At 45.6% G+C, this 18,639-nt stretch carries 18 protein-coding genes; 4 read left to right on the forward strand and 14 right to left on the reverse strand.

The window, feature by feature from the left end; all coding sequences use genetic code 11:
* Positions 1–3: 3 nt before the first annotated feature.
* From GON05_RS36270 to GON05_RS36290, 5 genes are all read right to left on the reverse strand, one after another.
* Entirely contained in the window at positions 4–975 is a 972-nt protein-coding gene (locus GON05_RS36270; protein WP_157326339.1) for a Gfo/Idh/MocA family protein, read from the reverse strand.
* 230 nt (positions 976–1,205) lie between these two features.
* Positions 1,206–2,282 (reverse strand): Gfo/Idh/MocA family protein, encoded by a 1,077-nt coding sequence (locus GON05_RS36275; protein WP_157326340.1) that lies wholly within the window; start codon positions 2,280–2,282, stop codon positions 1,206–1,208.
* Positions 2,283–2,313: 31 nt separating this feature from the next.
* Positions 2,314–3,135, reverse strand: coding sequence for a carbohydrate ABC transporter permease (locus tag GON05_RS36280; protein WP_157326341.1), 822 nt, complete (start codon positions 3,133–3,135; stop codon positions 2,314–2,316).
* Positions 3,132–4,007 carry a carbohydrate ABC transporter permease gene (locus tag GON05_RS36285; RefSeq protein ID WP_157326342.1) on the reverse strand — a complete coding sequence of 292 codons (876 nt, stop codon included), beginning with the start codon at positions 4,005–4,007 and terminating at the stop codon, positions 3,132–3,134. Before GON05_RS36285 ends, GON05_RS36280 begins: the two co-directional genes overlap by 4 nt.
* Before the next feature lie 40 nt (positions 4,008–4,047).
* Entirely contained in the window at positions 4,048–5,412 is a 1,365-nt protein-coding gene (locus GON05_RS36290; RefSeq protein ID WP_157326343.1) for an extracellular solute-binding protein, read from the reverse strand.
* 217 nt (positions 5,413–5,629) lie between these two features.
* On the opposite strand from GON05_RS36290, the gene GON05_RS36295 reads away from it, so the two are divergent.
* The gene (locus tag GON05_RS36295; RefSeq protein WP_181646461.1) at positions 5,630–7,522 is read left to right on the forward strand and encodes a sensor histidine kinase; all 1,893 of its coding nucleotides are present in this window, start codon (positions 5,630–5,632) and stop codon (positions 7,520–7,522) included.
* Positions 7,494–8,261, forward strand: a complete 768-nt coding sequence (locus tag GON05_RS36300; protein WP_157326345.1) for a response regulator transcription factor — start codon at positions 7,494–7,496, stop codon at positions 8,259–8,261. Before GON05_RS36295 ends, GON05_RS36300 begins: the two co-directional genes overlap by 29 nt.
* Before the next feature lie 62 nt (positions 8,262–8,323).
* Here GON05_RS36300 and GON05_RS36305 read toward each other — a convergent pair whose 3' ends face one another.
* On the reverse strand, positions 8,324–9,613 hold the full coding sequence (locus GON05_RS36305; RefSeq protein ID WP_157326346.1) for a hypothetical protein: 1,290 nt from the start codon (positions 9,611–9,613) through the stop codon (positions 8,324–8,326).
* Positions 9,614–9,746: 133 nt separating this feature from the next.
* Here GON05_RS36305 and GON05_RS36310 point away from each other — a divergent pair, with 133 nt between their 5' ends.
* Positions 9,747–10,547 (forward strand): helix-turn-helix domain-containing protein, encoded by an 801-nt coding sequence (locus GON05_RS36310; RefSeq protein ID WP_309492012.1) that lies wholly within the window; start codon positions 9,747–9,749, stop codon positions 10,545–10,547.
* A 34-nt stretch (positions 10,548–10,581) separates the two neighbouring features.
* On the opposite strand, the gene GON05_RS36315 is transcribed toward GON05_RS36310, so the two are convergent.
* Positions 10,582–11,808, reverse strand: coding sequence for a PASTA domain-containing protein (locus tag GON05_RS36315; protein ID WP_157326348.1), 1,227 nt, complete (start codon positions 11,806–11,808; stop codon positions 10,582–10,584).
* Between the two features lie 194 nt (positions 11,809–12,002).
* Here GON05_RS36315 and GON05_RS36320 point away from each other — a divergent pair, with 194 nt between their 5' ends.
* Entirely contained in the window at positions 12,003–12,422 is a 420-nt protein-coding gene (locus GON05_RS36320; protein WP_157326349.1) for an organic hydroperoxide resistance protein, read from the forward strand.
* 78 nt (positions 12,423–12,500) lie between these two features.
* On the opposite strand, the gene GON05_RS36325 is transcribed toward GON05_RS36320, so the two are convergent.
* From GON05_RS36325 to GON05_RS36355, 7 genes are all read right to left on the reverse strand, one after another.
* Positions 12,501–13,664, reverse strand: a complete 1,164-nt coding sequence (locus tag GON05_RS36325; protein WP_181646462.1) for a serine hydrolase domain-containing protein — start codon at positions 13,662–13,664, stop codon at positions 12,501–12,503.
* 88 nt (positions 13,665–13,752) lie between these two features.
* Positions 13,753–14,139: a MerR family transcriptional regulator gene (locus tag GON05_RS36330; protein WP_157326351.1), complete on the reverse strand. Its 387-nt coding sequence runs from the start codon at positions 14,137–14,139 to the stop codon at positions 13,753–13,755.
* A 34-nt stretch (positions 14,140–14,173) separates the two neighbouring features.
* Entirely contained in the window at positions 14,174–15,154 is a 981-nt protein-coding gene (locus tag GON05_RS36335) for an aldo/keto reductase (protein ID WP_157326352.1), read from the reverse strand.
* A gap of 160 nt (positions 15,155–15,314) precedes the next feature.
* Positions 15,315–15,857, reverse strand: coding sequence for a GNAT family N-acetyltransferase (locus GON05_RS36340; RefSeq protein ID WP_157326353.1), 543 nt, complete (start codon positions 15,855–15,857; stop codon positions 15,315–15,317).
* A gap of 21 nt (positions 15,858–15,878) precedes the next feature.
* A complete protein-coding gene (locus GON05_RS36345; protein ID WP_157326354.1) occupies positions 15,879–16,652 on the reverse strand; it encodes a class I SAM-dependent methyltransferase in 774 nt (257 codons plus the stop codon).
* A 136-nt stretch (positions 16,653–16,788) separates the two neighbouring features.
* Complete coding sequence (locus tag GON05_RS36350; protein WP_246239790.1) at positions 16,789–17,574, reverse strand: carbohydrate ABC transporter permease; 786 nt, start codon at positions 17,572–17,574, stop codon at positions 16,789–16,791.
* 98 nt (positions 17,575–17,672) lie between these two features.
* Positions 17,673–18,554 carry a carbohydrate ABC transporter permease gene (locus GON05_RS36355; RefSeq protein ID WP_157326356.1) on the reverse strand — a complete coding sequence of 294 codons (882 nt, stop codon included), beginning with the start codon at positions 18,552–18,554 and terminating at the stop codon, positions 17,673–17,675.
* Positions 18,555–18,639: the final 85 nt, after the last annotated feature.

Consider the following 18,639-nt stretch of genomic DNA (forward strand, 5'->3'; position numbering starts at 1 on the left):
TCGTTACTTCACGATCTGCTCCGTTCCTGTCTCACTTGACGCATATATACTCTCGATGACAGAAACGACCGTCTTGGAATACGCACCAGAACAATCAAGCCATTTATCATTTGTAATCGCATCCATAAAGTCTAATAATTGCTGAACCAAAGGCTGTTTAGCCTGTTTTAGCATAACTGGCTCGTACAAACCATTACGGCTTATGGACAGGCCTTTCCCCGTCTCCAGCTTGAGCATACCCTTGGTAAACATAAACTCCGTTTCATTACGTGAAACTCCTAAATATCCGGATTGCGTAATCACAGCCGGAACACCAGAAGAGGTTTCCATAAAAATAATCCCGCTGCCTTCAACATCTCCCCGTTCTTCATGGAAGCTTACGGAAGCCTTCACCTTAGTGACCATGCTTTGTGTCATCCATTGAATTTTATCAATAGAATGCGCCCCCAGATTCGTCATGATGCCTCCACCTGCTTTACTCTTCTCGAAGAACCACCCAGGTCGATCTGCTCTATAATAGTTTACGTTCCGCGTATCATTAATCATGACAAGCTTACCAAGCTCGCCACTCTCAATAATTCGTCTAACTTCAATATTCTCTGGAAAATAGTGTTGCGTATGACCAACCATTAGCTTAACTTCATTACGCTCAGCTGCAGCAATAATCTCATCGCATTCCACTGTATTTAAAGCCATCGGCTTTTCAAGTAAAATATGAGATCCATGTTCGGCACAGCGGATAGACACTTCTTTATGCAAAAAATGTGGCAGCGCAATCACAGCTATATCCGGTTTTTCTTTCTGCAGCATTTCTTGATAATCTGTATAAGCCCTAACGCCATATTTCTTAGCCGTCTCCACTGCCAGAGTTTCATTAATCTCAACAATGGCGACTGGCTCCAATCCGTCAATCTCACTCGCTGCCTCTAAATGTTTGACACCTATAGCCCCTGCGCCCAATACGGCCAGCTTCATATCTGCTATCCCTCCCTCTTGTGCTGTCTATTGTTACTGTCCACCTTAATTCTAATAATAGTTGTAATATTGAGAAAAATAAATCTGCAGTACTACGAATTATGCACATAATTACGAATCATTCGAATATTTGTGAATCTTCCGAAAAATCGACTATTCTACGAAACGCATAGAAAAAAGACCCACAGCAATACGCCGAGGATCCACATGTTAAATATCGTATTAGCTTTTTACAGTTCCAAACAAAATTCCTTCAAAACATCGTTTACTTTCACGGGTTTGCCGCTTTCCATGCTTCTTTCCATCGCTGTCAGAATTGAAAGGGTGTGAATCCCCTCAATCAAATCCGGCTTCGGCGTTTCGCCAAGATCCAGGCAATCAGCAAAGTATTCAATGTAATTTTGATACTCACCTGCATGATGACTTGTTCCCTCGAAACGGAAATAGTACGGGAATTTCTCCTCGAACGAATGGGTCACAGGCTTCTCCGGCGGAAAATGCGTATGATACAGCAGATTGGAATAGACAGCTCTACTCGTCCCTTTCGTCCCCCTGAGAGTACAGCTTATGCCCGGATCAATATGCTGCAGCGAAGGTTTGGTGTAGGAACCGGCCACTTGGGCGATTCGCCCCTCTTTATCTTTCATCACAAATCTCATCGAATCCGGCGCCGTTAACCCGTACTCCTTGTTCGTACTGCTCGAGTGCCCGTAACCGAACACTTCTTCGATCTCAGGCAAATACCATTTGGCCAGATCAACGGCGTGAATCATAAAATTATACAGCCAGCTGAAACCACGTTGCCTACTCCAGTCTTTCTGCAAAAACCAGCGGGAGTCGGAAGTGTAGAAGGTTTCTACGGTATCCACTTCACCATGGCGACCGGTTAAGAAATCATTGCGTTGATGAATCATCGGCTCAAAAAATCTGGAGCTCTGTCCCACAAAAACATGTTTGCCCGAGCTTTTCCATACACCAAGCAGTCCGCTTGCTTCTTCCAGAGAATGAAGCATCGGTTTGGTTACAATTACATGTTTGCCTGCTTCCAACGCCATTTGGATATGCCGGCCGTGCAGTTGATCCGGTGTATAGATGGCAATGACATCTATTTCAGGATCATTGAGCAAATCCGCGTAGTTAAGCGTATATCGCTCAAACCCGAATTCATCCTTACGCAGCTTGCACATCTCTTCATTAATGTCGCAAACATTAACCAACTTCCAACGTTCGCTTTGCAGCGCTGCAGAGATAATGCTGCGTCCTTCCCCAAGCCCGATAACGCCTAGTTTGTATTTGGGCTTATTCATGGTGTGTCCAACTCCTTTTATTAAAAATTAGCTATCCTTTAACGGAACCGGATGTCATCCCGGAAATGATAAATTTTTGGCCAATGAGATAGATGACGATGACCGGCAGTGTTGTAAGTACAATATCCGCTGAAACTAAGTTCCAATTGACCTGAAAACGTCCATAAAAGTTGTAAACGGCTAACGTCATCGGCCACTTCGTCGAAGAGTTCAAATAATATAAAGGAAGTACGAAATCGTTCCAAGCGCCCATAAAGTTCAAAATAGCGACTGTCACAATGACAGGTACTAAAAGAGGAAGAACAATCGCGTAAAATAGCTTGAATGGAGGACATCCATCCACAATCCCTGCCTCGTCTAACTCTTTTGGTACAGAGGCTACGAATTCGTAGATGAGAAATACACTGAACGGGATCGAGCCGACAGCCAGCAAAATAATGATGCCAAGCTGCGTATTAATGAGATGCGTCATTTGCATGACTTTGGTCAAGGTAACAAAGTTAACGGGCATCGCAATGCCCATAATCACGAACAAATAAAGAATCCGATTCATGCGCGTTCGATTTCTGGAAAATACATAAGCCGCAATCGAAGCAAGCGCAATTCCCAGCACGGTTGATACACTGGCGTAAAGCAGGCTGTTAAAAAATGATTGGATTAGTTTCCCTTGTTCAATAACTACGGCATAATTGCTCCATGCCAAGCTTTTCGGCAGGTTCATACTCATTGTGTTTGCTTCCAGCTGCGTTTTCAAAGAATTGATGACGATCAGCAGCAATGGAATGAACATGAGCAAGCTAAGTGCCCAAGCAAACACGTTCCGAAGCAAGGAGACAACGGGGTTCATTCTCATGCGCTTATCTCCTCTTCTTTGGCCATCAACCGAATCACGAAGTAGCCGACAATGGTCATAAACAAGAACAGAACGGTTGACAAAGCTGTTCCTACGCCGTATCTTCCTTGCGAAAATTCCTTAAAAATCGTCGTATACAACACATCCGTCGCATAGCCCGGACCCCCGTTCGTCAGAACGTACACAACCTCAAAGACTTTGAGACCATGCAGTAAATTAAGCACGGTGGTAACGACAAGAGCAGGCATCAGAAGTGGTACCGTAACATATTTGAACTTTTGCCAGCTATTAGCTCCATCGATCTGTGCGGCTTCATAATAGGTTTTCGAGATCGATTGCAAGCCGGCGAGCAGGATGATCATGATGTAGCCTACACCCTTCCATGTATCGACGGCAATAATCGATTTGAACGCCCAATTCACGTCAACGAGCCATTTTTGCGTCAGGACATCCAAGCCGATTGCTCGCAGTGATTCATTCAGAAGGCCGGTAGCAGGATTAAGCACGGATTTGAAAATAAGGCCGACTACGAGCATCGGAACGATCGAAGGCATGAAAATCATCACACGGTGAAACCCTTTCATTCGAACGCCCTCATTAAGAGCAATGGCAAATGCAAGTCCGAGCAACGTCTTCAGAATCACCGTCGATATCGTAAAATTGAGCGTATTCATAATAAATTTCATGTATTTCTCATCGGCTGAGAAAAGCGAGCTAAAGTTATCAAAACCGATGAATTGAATGTCGCTGGAATACATGTTCCAATCGGTGAATGAGTAATAGAAGCCCATTAATCCCGGTATGATAAAAAAAACCAGATATAACCCGAGTGTCGCCCAACTGAAATAAGAAGGATAAATCTTATTGTTCATAGCGGTAAGCTCCCCACTCCGAATAGAATGCTAATCTCTTTTATTTGGCCCAGGCCGGGTCTTTGGCCACTCCTGCCATGTCAGCTCTTCGCTTATCAATACTTTTCAGCACATCAATTGGCTCCATGGCCTTGCTGAACATCGCAACCATATCTTTCCCCATATCCATCCATTGCGGATTAACATAGTTGACATAATCCTGCAGGTCAGTGCCTCGCTTTGGATAAGCCGCAAACAGCTTTTTCTGCTCATCGGTATATTTATCCTTAAGTCCTGCGAAGTTTAGATTCGAGACCGTCTTGTCGTTATCGACCATATATTGCAGATTTTCCGATTTGGCTAAAAAGGCTAAATACTGCTTCGCCTCTTCGATATGTTTCGAGCCGGAATAAACAAACTTACTCGGACCGCCCGGATTGATGTAATAAAATTGATTGTCGGCAAGCGGAATCGGGAAGAATCCGAAATCTTCGGTTTTCAGCTCGGGATTAATTTTGGTGACATCACCAGGTGTGCTTTGCGTCGACAGGGACATGGCAAATTTACCGCTAGCCAGTTTGTTCGCTGTATCCGAACCGGTGTCAGAGAACGTGTTATCGCCAAAAAATCCGAGATCATACATTTCCTTCAGCTGAGTCAAGGAGGTTTTCATGCTTGCATCATCAACAAATTTCTTTTTATTTGCGTTCAGATCGTTGTACAGATTAGGCGTAACTTCATCATAACGAGGTCCCGGTTCTGCAAACCAAAGCACATGGTGCCAACCGTCTGCAATAGGTTCATAGATCGGCGTAATGCCGGCTTGCTTAATTTTCAAGGAAGCTTGCTTGAACTCATCATACGTTTTTGGCACGTTGATCCCGAGCTTCTCATAAATCTTCTTGTTGTATACAACGACAAAGCTGTTGCCGGTATCCCAAATCGTAAGCGCATACACTTTTCCATTTAGTGAAAGCTGCTCCAATGAAAGCTTATCCTCCCGCTTGGTCCACTCTTGATCGCTCAGATCAACGGCATTTTTCTCTACGTTGTAATTTAAACTTATTTCACTTTTGCCGCTTTGTCCGCCGAATAGGTCCGGACCTTCCTTGGCATTCAGCTTCGTTTTCAGCACATTAAAGTATTGGTCGGCTGGAATAATTTGATAGTCAATACGGATGCCGGTTTCGCTCTCAAACTTTTTGGCCAGCTGCATCTCCGTATCCTTAATCCAACCTTGGCTTGCAATATACGTTAGCGTCACATCTTTCTTAGCGGGAGTTTTGCTCTCAGTTGCAGATGTTTCGCTTTTTCCTGCGGGCGTTGCAGCACTACTAGTCGCACTTGGCGCAGATCCACTGCTGCATCCTCCAACCAATGCCACGGTAACTACAGATACGGCCAACATCCATAACGGCTTTTTCACAACACCACTCCCCTTGGTTTATGACCCTCATAAATCCGCTTACATTTCGGATATGCCCTCATTATAGATGCCTTGCCCGTTATCTAACATGGAGAAATCCGACTCCTTTTATGCACAAATTTGACTTGCATGCGCTTCCAAGAAAAGCTTTGACAAAACGGTCGGCCCGATGGAAAATGAAAACAACAAAGGCACACCGCCCGCTTGGAGGCAGGTTATGTGGACTAAACACCGCAACATACGCTCGATTCTTTTCTCCACCTACTCGTTCATTATCGTTATCGTGTTCACCGTTTTGGTTGCCTGGTTCTATCTATGGGCTTCCGATCTGCTGCGGAAGAATGCGACAGATACCTTGGAAAGCATGGGACAGTCCATGCAAGACAACATTGATTCCGAGTTTCATAAATTAAATGATGTTTCGCTGAATGTGATGTACTCCAATCTCGTGAAAAATCATTTTCAAAGCTATCTTTCCCTCACAACCAACTCGGGAGCGAAGCAACGAGAGAACGTTAGTGCAACCAGCGCTGAGAAATCTGTGCAAAATGCCAAAGAATTGACTGACATCCTCACGGCTGCAATCGGTCCATCTCGGCCTGTTGAACAGCTGTATTTGTATGATTTCAAAAGCAAAGTATATGGCAACGGCTTTGATAATGGAGAACGAAGCTATGTCCCCCAAGATAAGCCTTGGTTTAACACAGTGATAAATAACGCAGCTGGAAAATACATTGCTCTTCCTGTCCCCGACGAGGAAATGTCACGTTTCATCTCCTCTCAAGAGAAGCAATTTTCGATCTCCTTGTTCCGTCTTTTCTACGATAACTACAATACGCCAATGGGGATTATCGAAGTTAAGCAGTACTTTAATCGCATTTTCAAAAGCGCTATTGATTTTACTGAACGCAATCCCTACCAAGCTAAAGTCCTCGTTTACAATAATGCTAACGAAATCATCTATCCCACCAATGCAGATAAAGAACGATATTTGCCCTATATGCAATATAAGGGAGCGGATGGTACAGCCAAAGACCAAATCTTTTACAATCAGGATACGGGGGAAAAAGCGCTGTTATCACTGCATTACTCCGACTTCACTGGGCTCAGTACGGTCATTATCGTATCTGAAAGCAAGTTGCTGTCGCCTCTTTTTACCTTTGCTAAGCGCACGGTGCTAGTAGCCCTTGTCATTCTGCTGTTGGCTATTTTACTATCCTTTCTTGCGGCAAAGCGGATTACAATGCCGATTCAAAAAATTCATCGTTCCATGCGAACCATGCGACTGGAAGACCTAGGCAGTGAACGTGTTGCTGTACCTCAGTTAAATAGCGGATTAAACGAACTGGACCAGTTGTATTGGTCGTTCATGAAGATGAGTACGCGGCTAAAGCAATCCATGGATGAATTGCTAATGTCGCAGCACCAAGAACTGCAAGCGAAACTGATTGCTCTGCAGACGCAGATGAATCCGCATTTTCTGTATAATACCCTAACGACAATCCAGGTTATGGCGCAGGAAAATATGAACGCGGAAATCGTTGCCATGACAGAAAATATGTCCGACTTTCTTCGTTATTTCTCGGCAGACGGTTCCCTGGTCGCTCTCAAGGAGGAAGTTCTGCATACCCGAAAATATTTGGAAATCAATCAAATCCGCTTCGGGCGTAAGCTTCATTTCGAATTTGACATCGATGAGCAGCTTACAGAACTGCGAATACCAAAGCTTATTATCCAACCATTAGTGGAAAATGCGCTCAAATTTGCAACCAAACATCAGCCGCCATGGACGATCCATGTGAGAGGGACAATCTCAGGTAACCATTGGCAAGTTGAAGTTGCCGATACGGGAGAAGGTTTTAGTGAGGAAAGCTTGCATGTTCTTCATGGAAAAATCAAAGAGATTGATAAAACAAATGTACTTCCTTTACTCCAACTAAACGGGATGGGACTTTTAAATATTTATATCCGCATGAAACTGATGTACGGTAACGATACTATTTTCAGGATTGTAAACGACGGGCAAGGCGCGACCGTCATGATTGGCGGAACACTTTCGCAAGGAGGTATCAACGAACATCATGGTCATGGAGGAACGGCTGTCAGTTAAGGTCATTGTCGTCGAAGATGAGGATTTGATTCGTAATAATCTTGTTAAGCGAATTGAGAACCTTTGCGGTACGGTAAAAGTCATAGGGGCTGCGCAAGACGGCAAAGAAGCGCTTGAGCTGGTGCGTCAAGATCAGCCTGATCTTATCGTGACGGATATTCGCATGCCCGTTATGGATGGGCTAGAGCTTATCAAGTCGCTAGACAGCTACTTTCCTCGCATTCGCAAAATCATTGCCAGCGGCTATGCCGATTTCGCCTACGCCAAGGAGGCTATGCAGTATAATGTCAAAGATTATCTGCTCAAACCCGTTTCAACGGAGGAGTTGCAGCGCGTGCTCTCACGGAACATTTCGCTTATTGAGAATGAGAGAGCTCAGTTTCAGGACCATTTAAAAGGTTTGAACATGCAAACAACACAAAATCCAGAGGATATCGTTCAACTTATCCGTGAGTTTATGCGCGAAAACTTCACCAAAGAGCTAAGCCTTGAGCAAATTGCACGGCATTTCAATTTCACAGCTTCGTATCTAAGCAAAATTTTTATTAAATACACCTCCGAACCTCCCTCCCGCTACCTGATGACACTGCGCATTAATGAGGCCAAATATCTGTTAACGCATTATCGCAATTTAACGATTAAAGAAGTTGGCGAACGTGTCGGTTACCTCGATCAGTTTTACTTCAGCCGAATTTTTAAACAGATGACCGGCTTCACTCCCAAGGAATATCAAAGATAAAGGCTGCCGATTTTATCAGAAGGGAACCCTTCTCGACGTCGATCGACAGCCTCGATTGCTCCTTAATAATTGCCGGCAAAGCGGCTCGGCGGCGGCACATTCCCATCTTTATCGAAGTTGTCCATGTAAACGGCTCGTTTCGCCACAGTAACCTCTGCTGCATCCAAGGCTTTCACGTTGTCGCCCTGAAACAGTTCATCAATTATCCATTTCTGCCCGAACCCGGCATGAACCACCTCATCGGCCCAATCGAAGTCCTGGAAAGTCGTCATTAACGGGTCCTGCACGACATCCCGGCAGAATTCCCACTCTTCTCTTTTTCCCGGTGGATATTTCATCGCCGCTTTTTCTATGGCAATGGTTAAATGCGTATATGCTTCATCCCTATTGAACAATTGACTGGTCATATCATACCAGCCCGTCCAATTCGGGATGGCATGGACATCGTAGCCCTTACTCCGCAGAGCCGCTTCTCCGAACCAGCAGTGCCTGACCTCGTCCCAACAATGTCTAGCGGTGTCGTAGTAAAACGACCACGGCTTCCCTTCCGTAGAAAAGTGCACATAAGCGACACCTTCGGCAGGCGACATCTCGAAGTAACGGGAAAGCATCATTTGAAGAAAACGCCCTTCATCATTGTCTTCTAATGTCATGCCCTTCATTTTGACGACTGACGTTTGAAACCGATCATCTCTAGTGCTCGCAATAGGGAGCTGAAAAGGTTCCGACTCCACAATCAAGCTCGGATTCACCGGTATCCGATCCTCGCATCCATCAATGCCCCCAGCTGCTTGCAGCAGCGCTTGAATATACTGCTTCCAGCGCTCTGCACTCTCTACCTCATCCCCGCTGGCGGATGCCATAAAGTGAGCAATCGCCTGCTCGCCCCAAACCATTTGCCCTTTGCGGTCGCTGAGCTGATGCTGCAAAAGATGGATCGTCGGTTCATCCACGAGGGGTTGAGCTTCAGATAGATACCTGTTCACCGCATTGATTGATGCTGGCTTCAGCACCTCAAATAAAGCGACCAGCAAGTTTAGCGTATTGGACGATTCCAAAATTGTCGTCATCAACAGATCTAATGCATCATCCGGGCACTTCTCAAATGCTCTCACGCCCATTCGAAGCTGCTTGCAGCGGTTGCGGAACTGGTTATAAAATTCGGCATCCTGCCAGGTGAACCGAGCTAATGCTCCTTTTACCTCATATTCAGGCCGTGCCGTCATGTGTCCCGCTTCGAGATTCATACAACGCCGATCAACGTATGCAATGCGCTGAAGACGCTTAGCCGACTCCTCAACGGATAATCCAATTCGATCCCACTGTTCGATCCCCATAAACGGATGCAGCATATTAAAACATCTCCTTCAAATGTTTGTACTATAGATACCTTGAATAACTTCATATTACTTAGAAATCAGTGTAAAATGAATTCACTACAGGTTGAAATCTTTGTACTTTTCTACTTAAAGGAGAAACTTGAACGTGGAATTCACCTCACAATTCGGCTTAAACAGCAACTTCGGCAAAGTCACATGCGAACGGACTTGGAAATGGGATACTCGGCAGCAGCCTTTGGAGGATTTCGATCTCTGGTATGCCTGGAGCGGTTCGGGCACGATGCTGCGAAACGGATTGACATCATCCATCATAGGCGGAACATGTTTCGTATTCAGACCGGGGGACCGAACAGCAGCTAGCCATGATCCGCAGCAGCCATTAACCGTCACTTATATTCATTTTTCTTTGGCTGACTATCAACAATTACTGCCGTCAATGCCATCTGGTACTCATACTGTGAAGGATCGATTCGTCTTCGAAACTTATCTCAATCGTTATGTTGAAGCCATGTTGGAGAACACGAAAGATTCCGCCAAAGAGGGAAAACTATTGTTAACCTTGATGCTGATGCAGTTAAAACGCGAAGAAGAGCAGCCGGCCTTGCATCCAGCCGATCATACAACTTCGCTCATTCGGATGCTTGCTCACCGTATTCGTCAGACACCGGGCATTCCACATTCGATGGAATCATTGGCGGAGAATGCCAACTTATCCCCGCGCTATTTTTCGCTCAAATTCAAAGAAATTATGGGAATATCGCTGGAACAATATATCATCCAAACGCGCATTGAACGGGCCGAACACTTGCTGCGCTATAACGGGATGAATGCTTCTGAAGTCGCCGAAGCGTTGGGATACAAGGACTTGTCTTTCTTCAGCAGGCAGTTCAAAAAAGTAAGAGGAAAAAACCCTTCCGAAATTAGGAAAGAAGGGTTGCGGAAATAAATGTTAGAAGTTTACGAGTACAATTAAGTTCCCGTTACAACCCCTTGCTGACCCAAAACGTAATACGGTCACCATTATGAATCGCAGTTCCTGGTGGGATGTCTTGCTTGAATACGGTTCCCTGGGCTGCGCTGCTCGACTCCAAGAAAAACTCGTAACGAAGACCTGCGTCCAAAGCCATCTTCTCTGCCTCCTCCTTCGTTCGATTGACCAAATCCGGAACGACGCCGTGATCATCTTGTTCCGCGCTATCGCCAGCAGGACTCGGCTGATTTTGGGCATCTACTGGCTTAGCCGACGGTGTGAGAGTACGATCGGGTGTTGGCGCTGCAGATGATTTCGACGAATCTTCCACACTTGTCGATACCGATGCGGGATCGGTCATAGCAGTCGTCGGCTTCTTCGCATCGTTCGCATAGTCCTCGTGCGGACGCATCGATAAAAAGAGGACCAAAACAAGTACACAGACTCCGGCGAACGCGATCAATGGCCATTTGCGAATAGCCTTTTTCTCACTAAATGTGGAAGGTTTGGCATAGGATTGATCATGAAGTTCTCGCTTCTCGCCAGAAATACCAAGGATTATCTCCAGCTCCAGCCGAAAATCTTCAAGCGTGCACAAGCCTTCGTACGCCTTACAGGCTAATGCAACGGCACGTTCCCGTTTTGCTTCTGCCATGTCAGCAAATAACAAACCCATCTCAAATGAGTAAGCACTCATTGAGGACGTTGGAATATCGCTTTTCGCAGCCAGCTGATAAAGCAGCAAACCCAGACCCGGTGCACCGCGCCTCCCGTTGCTCCCCTCCGTCCAGCGATTCATGATCCGCAGTTTACCGTGATCTGTAATCCAGAGATTATTCACATCAACCGAATAAGCCAACTGCTGTTTCAGTTGTGCTTCTCGAATAGCGATAGCCAACTCGTGTACATACGTAAGTGCTTTGTTCCCGGTTATCTCCACATCGTTCAGCCGATCGGATAATAAACTTCCCGACTCCGCTCGAAGTACAGCATATAACGTTCCCTCTTCCGAACCGAAGTCCAGCATCTGCATGAAAAACTCGTTGGAGATCTGCGACGCTTTTCTCATCCAACGTAAAACTTCCTCGTGCGCTAATGCATCACTTTCTTGAAATATATATAAAAGAACATCCCGCTCAGAGGTTACATCCTTCCCTCTTACGATCTGTCCATTCGTCATTTGCTTAAGCGGTTGAACGATCCTATATCGATTTGCAAGGTTTGCAAGGTTATTCATGGACGATTTCCTCCTTATACGTATAGTTTATTCGCCAACCAGCTGTGTTTTAAGTCACAATTGGCCGTAATTACCATATCTACAAGGCAAACAAACATAGGTTAAAAATGAAGAAAATTTTCTCATAATATCCACTTTTTTCGGGAAATGTATAGGGGACTTACATTAATCATGTACATAAGGAGCAAATCAACATGCAAAGCCTCTACACAGCAACCGTAACAGCCGTCGGAGGAAGAAGCGGCAAAGTGGTCTCTTCCGACCAAGTCATCTCCCTTGAACTCAAAACGCCAACAGGGCTCGGGGGACCAGGCGGCCATGGCACGAACCCGGAGCAACTTTTTGCGGCAGGTTATTCCGCTTGTTTCGATGGCGCACTGAATCTGGCGATTCGCCAAAAAGGCATCAAAGTAGAGGGCACACAAGTAACGGCCCATATTACAATTAACAAAACGGACGATGGCGGATTTCAGTTATCCGCAGAACTCGATGTAACCGTTGACGGGGTTGACCAACAAGTGGCCAGAGAGCTTGCCGAAGCGGCTCATCAAATATGCCCTTACTCCAAAGCAACGAGAGGCAACATCGAAGTGACGATCAATATTGTCGAATAAGTTTGCCTAATAAAAAGAGGCAATCCTTCGGTCATTGTAATGACCTTGGGTCGCCTCTTTTTTACACGCTGAGAATCCTCACTCCATCGCCCCATAAACAACAGACCGTATCCGCGGATGAATAAAAGGCTCGCGGCTCGGAAGCAACTGCTGCATATAGACAATAGAAAGCTCTTCTTTGGGATCGATTAGCAAATAGGATCCTGCCATACCTGCCCAACCGAATTCACCGATTGAACCGTTGTTTCCGCCAGCCGCAGGATCCAGCAAGACGCGGACGCCGAGGCCATAGCCATAGCCGCTCATTTGCGTCCAGTCGAAATCTCGCAGCTGTTGAGCATTCAAATGATTCGTGGCCATTAATTGAACGGTTTTTGGGCTTAAGATTCGAACTCCATCTAATGCGCCGCCATTTGCAAGTACTTGCGCAAATTTGCTGTAATCGCCAATTGTCGAAAGCAGCCCTGCTCCTCCGCTCTCCAACTGACAATCCGGCTGATAGCAGGCATCCAGTCTAGTGTTTGGCGTCATTGTGCCATCTGCAGCACAATCATACATCGTGCATAGTCGGTCACGCTGATCCTCTCGAATATGGAAGGAAGTATCCTTCATGCCGAGTGGCTCGAAAATTTCCTTCTCCAGAAATTCACCGAACTTTTGGCCTGACAGCACTTCAATCAATGCGGCAAGAACATCGTGGCTCATGCCGTATTTCCAACGGGTACCGGGCTCAAAAGCGAGCGGTACGGAGGCGATCGCTTTGACCGCCGTTCGAGTATCCATGGTCTCAGCCGCTTTTTCTAATTTCGCACGCGTTTGGCGTTCCGTTTCGTTGCCGTCTCCGCCATATGTAATTCCGGAAGTCATCATAAACAGATCCTTGATCCGGATTGGAGCTCCCGCCGGGACCAATGTCTTCACACCGAAATCATTGTACTTGTACACCTGTGGGTTTTGAAATTCTGGCAAGTAATCACCTAGCGGATCGTTTAGCAAGTAAAGGCCTTTCTCATAAAGCATGAGTGCTGCAACACAGGTCACTACTTTGGTCATGGAATAAATACGGTAAACGGTGTTAAGATTGATCTCTTGCTTTTTGTCCAAATCCGCATACCCCAGGGTTTCCTGGTAGATCACTTCTCCCCGGTGTACGACCGTGCAGGCACAGCCAACTGGCCCTTTCTCCTTAAAGCTTTTCAACAGCGGAGTCAACCGCTCGCCTAATCGATCGTTTCTACCCACAGCTACAGCCCCTCTCGGAAACGTTTTCAACTACTATTATATAGTAAGAATAGAAAGTTGTCGCATGTGGTTTCTCATAGATGCAAGACTAGTCTAACGCTCTATTTAGTGTTCTTTCTCTTGCCGCAATGGTTTGTTCATATCTCGTAATTTTATCATCCAGGCGTTCCAACACATTTTTCATATCTTCCATCCTTGTTCTGAGCTGCTTACGCTGCTCAACGAGGAGCTCTTTTCTAGCTTCTTTCGTCTCATCTCCCTGTTGAAACAACGCTACGTACTCGATCAAAACTTCAACTGGAAGACCTACACCTCGCATACATTTAATAAATTCAACCCATCTGCAATCTTCTTCCGTATAATCCCTGATTCCGCTTTTAGTCCGATTCACTCTCGGAATAAGTCCGACTCGTTCATAGTAACGAAGTGTATCTTGTGACAAGTCAAATTTTTCACTTGCTTCGGCTATTAACATCTTGCTCGCCCCCCTTTCTCGGTCTTTAGATTAATCAAACTGCACCAATGACCCGATGAGGAACATACGGCTCTTCGAGTGAAGCAACTTCTTCACGTGTTAGCGAAATGGAAAGCGCCGCTACAGCGTCTTCAAGATTTGACATTTTCGTTGCGCCAATAATAGGCGCTGTTACTGGCTCTTTCTGCAACAACCAGGCAAGCGCGATTTGCGCCCTTGGGACACCATGCTGCTCGGCGATTGCCGCAACACGCTCAACAATGAGTTTATCCGTATTTGCCGTAGCATCATATTTTGATTTCTGAACTTGATCGGTTTCGGAACGATGCGTCGCTTCCGACCAGTCACGTGTCAATCGTCCTGAAGCAAGGGGACTATATGGAATGACGCCGATTTTCTCTTCCCTGCAAAGCGGCAGCATCTCCCTCTCCTCTTCACGGTATATGAGGTTCAAATGATTTTGCATCGATACAAATCGGGTCCATCCATTTTTCTCAGCCGTGTGTAATGCCTTCAGGAACTGCCAGGCGTACATCGCGGAAGCGCCAATGTATCTTGCCTTTCCAGCCTTAACGATATCATGCAGGGCTTCCATCGTTTCTTCAATTGGTGTGTTGTAATCCCAGCGATGAATTTGATACAGATCTACATAATCTGTTCCTAATCGCTTAAGACTCTTATCGATTTCACTCATGATCGCTTTACGGGAAAGACCGGCACCATTCGGACCTTGATGCATACGGAAATGAACCTTCGTCGCAAGAACAATTTCATCCCGATTGGCATAATCCTTCAGTGCGCGTCCAACGATTTCCTCGCTGGTACCATCTGAATACACATTCGCCGTATCAAAAAAGTTAATACCATGCTCCAACGCCCTTTTGATAATAGGACGGCTCCGCTCTTCATCAAGCACCCAGGGATGAACCCACCGCTCTGCAACACCAAAGCTCATACACCCTAGACAAATCCGTGACACATCCAAACCCGTATTCCCAAGTTTCACATAGTCCATTTGATTGTTCCTCACTTTCAAATTCATATCATCTTCTACAAAACTAGTCTACCCCTTGGAGTTAACTCCAAGTCAACCCCCTATTTTCCCGCATATCTGGCCATAAGATAAAGAGCAAAAAAAGACCCACAGCATGGGTCTGAACTTCATATATAATAATCTAAATATCCGGATTGGGATTAATAATAGCCAGAACTTGATGATCCTCCCACACGCCATTGATCTTCACATTGCTGCGTGAGATCCCTTCCTTGTGGAACCCGGCCTTCTCTAGCACGCGAATTGAACCAGGATTCTTAGGAGAAGCTTCGCCAATAATCCGGTGAATCCTCAATTCCTCGAACGCATAACGTACCACTTGTTTTACTGCTTCCGTCATATAACCCTTGCCGTTAGCCGCCTGGTCCAAATTGTAGCCAATCATGCAGCTTTGCAGTGGTCCCCGCACGACATACGTGAGTCCGATGGTACCGACGATCTTATCATCTTCCGTTTGGCATATCACGAAGGAATATTTCCGATCCTCCATGCGATCGATCCTGCTTTTATTCATCGATTGGAGCATGTGCTCCTCCGTGTAATAGTCATCTGAATTGCTTGGAGAAAATTGCTCGAAAAACTCCCTGTTGCGCTTGTTCATTGCAATAATCTGTGCAATGTCCGCTTCTTCAGGGAACCGAACATAGACTAGTGGTTGAGACATCTGCACCATCCTTTTACTCTTTTATTTTTTTCGCGCAGTGACAATCGGCTGGTAATACCCTGTTTCGGCTGGCATCAGCCATTCGATGGAAGAGAATCCCGCTTGCGTCAAAATACGACTAAATTCCTCTCGCAGCAAAGCTCTGTATCTCGTTTTATTATGCTTAGTTTTCCACACGCCGTCAATTTCTTGCATAATAAAGTGATTAGTCAAATAAGTAGCTGAATCCTCTTCCCAGTCCCACACTTGAAAAACAATGCGCTTTCCCTGATCAAAGATACGGGGTTCCGTAGCTTTTGGCTTCGATTTTACTAATTCATCATAATCTCTTATTGTAATCAGGATTAATCCATTATTTTCCATTTTATTATACATATTACTAGCAGCTTTAAGCAGATCTTCATCCGCAAGAAGGTGAGGGATCGCGTTATCGGCCGACAGAACGATATGAAACATTCCGGAAACGTCTTTGTCCAACGTTCGAAAATCAGCTACTCCTCCACTTAATTCTACTCCAAAAGACATAGCCTCTTTTTTCGCTCTTTCTACGGACACTGGACTTAAATCTGTCGCAGTCACTTTAAATCCGTTTAATGCCAAGCCTATTGCCTGTGTGCCAATCCCGCAAGAACAGTCCAACAATGTGATTTCTTCTGTAACCGAAGTCGTGAATTTTGAACGGATGATTCTGCTTAATGTTTCCCCTTGCGAAATAACGGCTTGTCTCCATTCTTGGAAAATTAAATGGTAGTCTTCTGCAAGTTCATCATAAAATTGTGAAGCAGACTCATTCATTATGCTCACCTCATTATTTTTTTGAAAAGGATGCTTATCATCCTGCCTGTCTTTTTCTCATTGTACACGATTGAAGGCATACCATCTGCACAAAAAAACGCCCACTCCTAGAGTGAACGTTTAACTCTGTTAACTATTAATCTTTCACAGACCCTTGCATAAGACCGGCAATAAATTGGCGGCTAAATAGCGAAAATACAATGATGAGCGGCACGGTAGCCATTAATGTAGCCGCCATAACCATAGAGTAGTCGGTACTGTATACCCCATTCATAGAGGCGATTAACATCTGAATTGTAAACTTTTCCTGCACCGAAATGACGACAAGCGGCCACAAGTAATCATTCCACGACCCTAGAAATGTAATGATTCCCAGTGTTGCAAGGGCTGGACGCAGTACTGGAAGCGCGACTCTCCAATAAAGGTCAAACGAGTTACAGCCGTCTATTCGGCCTGCATTAATAAGCTCGTCATGCACGACGGAAGTCGTATACTGCCGCATCCAGAATATACCGAACGCGCTAGCCGCACCTGGTACAATGAGCGCTTTGAGATCATTGATCCAGCCAAGCTTTTGCATAATAATAAATTGTGGAATTAGCCCTAGCTGTTGAGGCACCATCATGGTCGCTAATAAAAAGAAGAATAACGGCGCCTTCGCTGGAAATTGGAATTTTGCAAAAGCAAATCCTGCTAGAGAACAGAAAAACAACACCAACGCCGTATGCGTACCTGCAACAAGAAGGTTATTGCCAAATGATCGGAAAAAGCCGACATGATCAAGCACTTTTCCAATATTGACAAGCAGTTGGTCCCCAGGCAGAAGCCGAGGTGGAAATCGGAACATATCCGCCGTCGTCGCAGTCGACATGACAAGCAGCCAGTAGAAAGGAAACAAGGATAGGATCGCCCCGGTGATCATAACAACATGAAGCCAGAGGGTGCCTGGCGCTCTTGTCTTTTTTACAGCAACAGCGGTAATTACTCGTCCGAAGGAAACCTTGGAAGATGATGGCACCATCAAACTCCCTCCCCTCTCGAGACGAATTTCCAATTCACAAACGAAAAGATGCCGATAATCAGAAACAGCATCCATGCAACGGCAGAAGCATAACCGAACATTTGGTTGCCAAACGCCTGATTATACAGATATAACACCAGCGTCAGTCCGCCTTTCGTCGCTCCTCCGGTATTGCCAACCAGAATGAGCGGTTCCGTAAACAGCTGCATGCCGCCAATCGTCGAGAGAATAACGGTAAAGAGAATAATTGGCTTCAGAAGCGGCAGCGTAATGCTGAAGAACTGCTGCTTGCGGCTGGCTCCGTCAATGGTTGCAGCTTCGTACAAATCATGCGGGATACTCTGAAGTCCCGCCAAATAGATGATTGCGTTATAACCGGACCATCGCCAAATGACCATAAGTGAGATGGCAACTTTCACCCAAAACGGATCATTGATCCATTCAATGCGAGGAAGTCCTATTGCCTGCAGCAGGCCGTTAATGAGACCGAATTGGCTGCCAAAAAACGATCCGAAGATGATAGCGACTGCTACAATCGAAGTAATGTTTGGCAGAAAATAAACCGCCCGGTAAAAATCCTTGAACCGCATAAAGGCTGCATTAAGTAAAAAGGCAATCACGAGCGCAGCGAACAACTGAGGCACGGTGGACAGAAACCAAATGACAAACGTGTTGGCAACAGAAGTCCAAAATTCCGGATCGTCCGTCAACAAATTACGAAAATTGCGAAGCCCTACAAACTCCATGGGGCCAAGCCCATCCCAGGAATGAAACGCCAGATACAGCGAGAACAGAATGGGAAACAGGCTGAAAGCGATAAAGAGAATGTAAAATGGAGAAATCATTACGTAGGGCGCCAGATGGGCTTTGAACCCTTTCATCGGCTCCACATCCTATCCTCATAAGATATACCTACAAGGAGCAATTCGCTTCCATCACCGCTATGGGCTAGTGAATCGAGATTGC

The organism is Paenibacillus anseongensis (assembly GCF_009757995.1).
Lineage (GTDB): Bacteria > Bacillota > Bacilli > Paenibacillales > NBRC-103111 > Paenibacillus_E > Paenibacillus_E chondroitinus.

Coding starts and splice junctions, on each gene's coding strand:
- GON05_RS36285 (WP_157326342.1), bottom strand. CDS start 4,007: ATGAACAATAAGATTTATCCTTCTTATTTCAGTTGGGCGACACTCGGG.
- GON05_RS36295 (WP_181646461.1), top strand. CDS start 5,630: ATGTGGACTAAACACCGCAACATACGCTCGATTCTTTTCTCCACCTAC.
- GON05_RS36305 (WP_157326346.1), bottom strand. CDS start 9,613: ATGCTGCATCCGTTTATGGGGATCGAACAGTGGGATCGAATTGGATTA.
- GON05_RS36280 (WP_157326341.1), bottom strand. CDS start 3,135: ATGAGAATGAACCCCGTTGTCTCCTTGCTTCGGAACGTGTTTGCTTGG.
- GON05_RS36315 (WP_157326348.1), bottom strand. CDS start 11,808: ATGAATAACCTTGCAAACCTTGCAAATCGATATAGGATCGTTCAACCG.
- GON05_RS36340 (WP_157326353.1), bottom strand. CDS start 15,857: ATGTCTCAACCACTAGTCTATGTTCGGTTCCCTGAAGAAGCGGACATT.
- GON05_RS36270 (WP_157326339.1), bottom strand. CDS start 975: ATGAAGCTGGCCGTATTGGGCGCAGGGGCTATAGGTGTCAAACATTTA.
- GON05_RS36355 (WP_157326356.1), bottom strand. CDS start 18,554: ATGAAAGGGTTCAAAGCCCATCTGGCGCCCTACGTAATGATTTCTCCA.
- GON05_RS36320 (WP_157326349.1), top strand. CDS start 12,003: ATGCAAAGCCTCTACACAGCAACCGTAACAGCCGTCGGAGGAAGAAGC.
- GON05_RS36350 (WP_246239790.1), bottom strand. CDS start 17,574: ATGATCACCGGGGCGATCCTATCCTTGTTTCCTTTCTACTGGCTGCTT.
- GON05_RS36275 (WP_157326340.1), bottom strand. CDS start 2,282: ATGAATAAGCCCAAATACAAACTAGGCGTTATCGGGCTTGGGGAAGGA.
- GON05_RS36300 (WP_157326345.1), top strand. CDS start 7,494: ATGGTCATGGAGGAACGGCTGTCAGTTAAGGTCATTGTCGTCGAAGAT.
- GON05_RS36335 (WP_157326352.1), bottom strand. CDS start 15,154: ATGGACTATGTGAAACTTGGGAATACGGGTTTGGATGTGTCACGGATT.
- GON05_RS36345 (WP_157326354.1), bottom strand. CDS start 16,652: ATGAATGAGTCTGCTTCACAATTTTATGATGAACTTGCAGAAGACTAC.
- GON05_RS36330 (WP_157326351.1), bottom strand. CDS start 14,139: ATGTTAATAGCCGAAGCAAGTGAAAAATTTGACTTGTCACAAGATACA.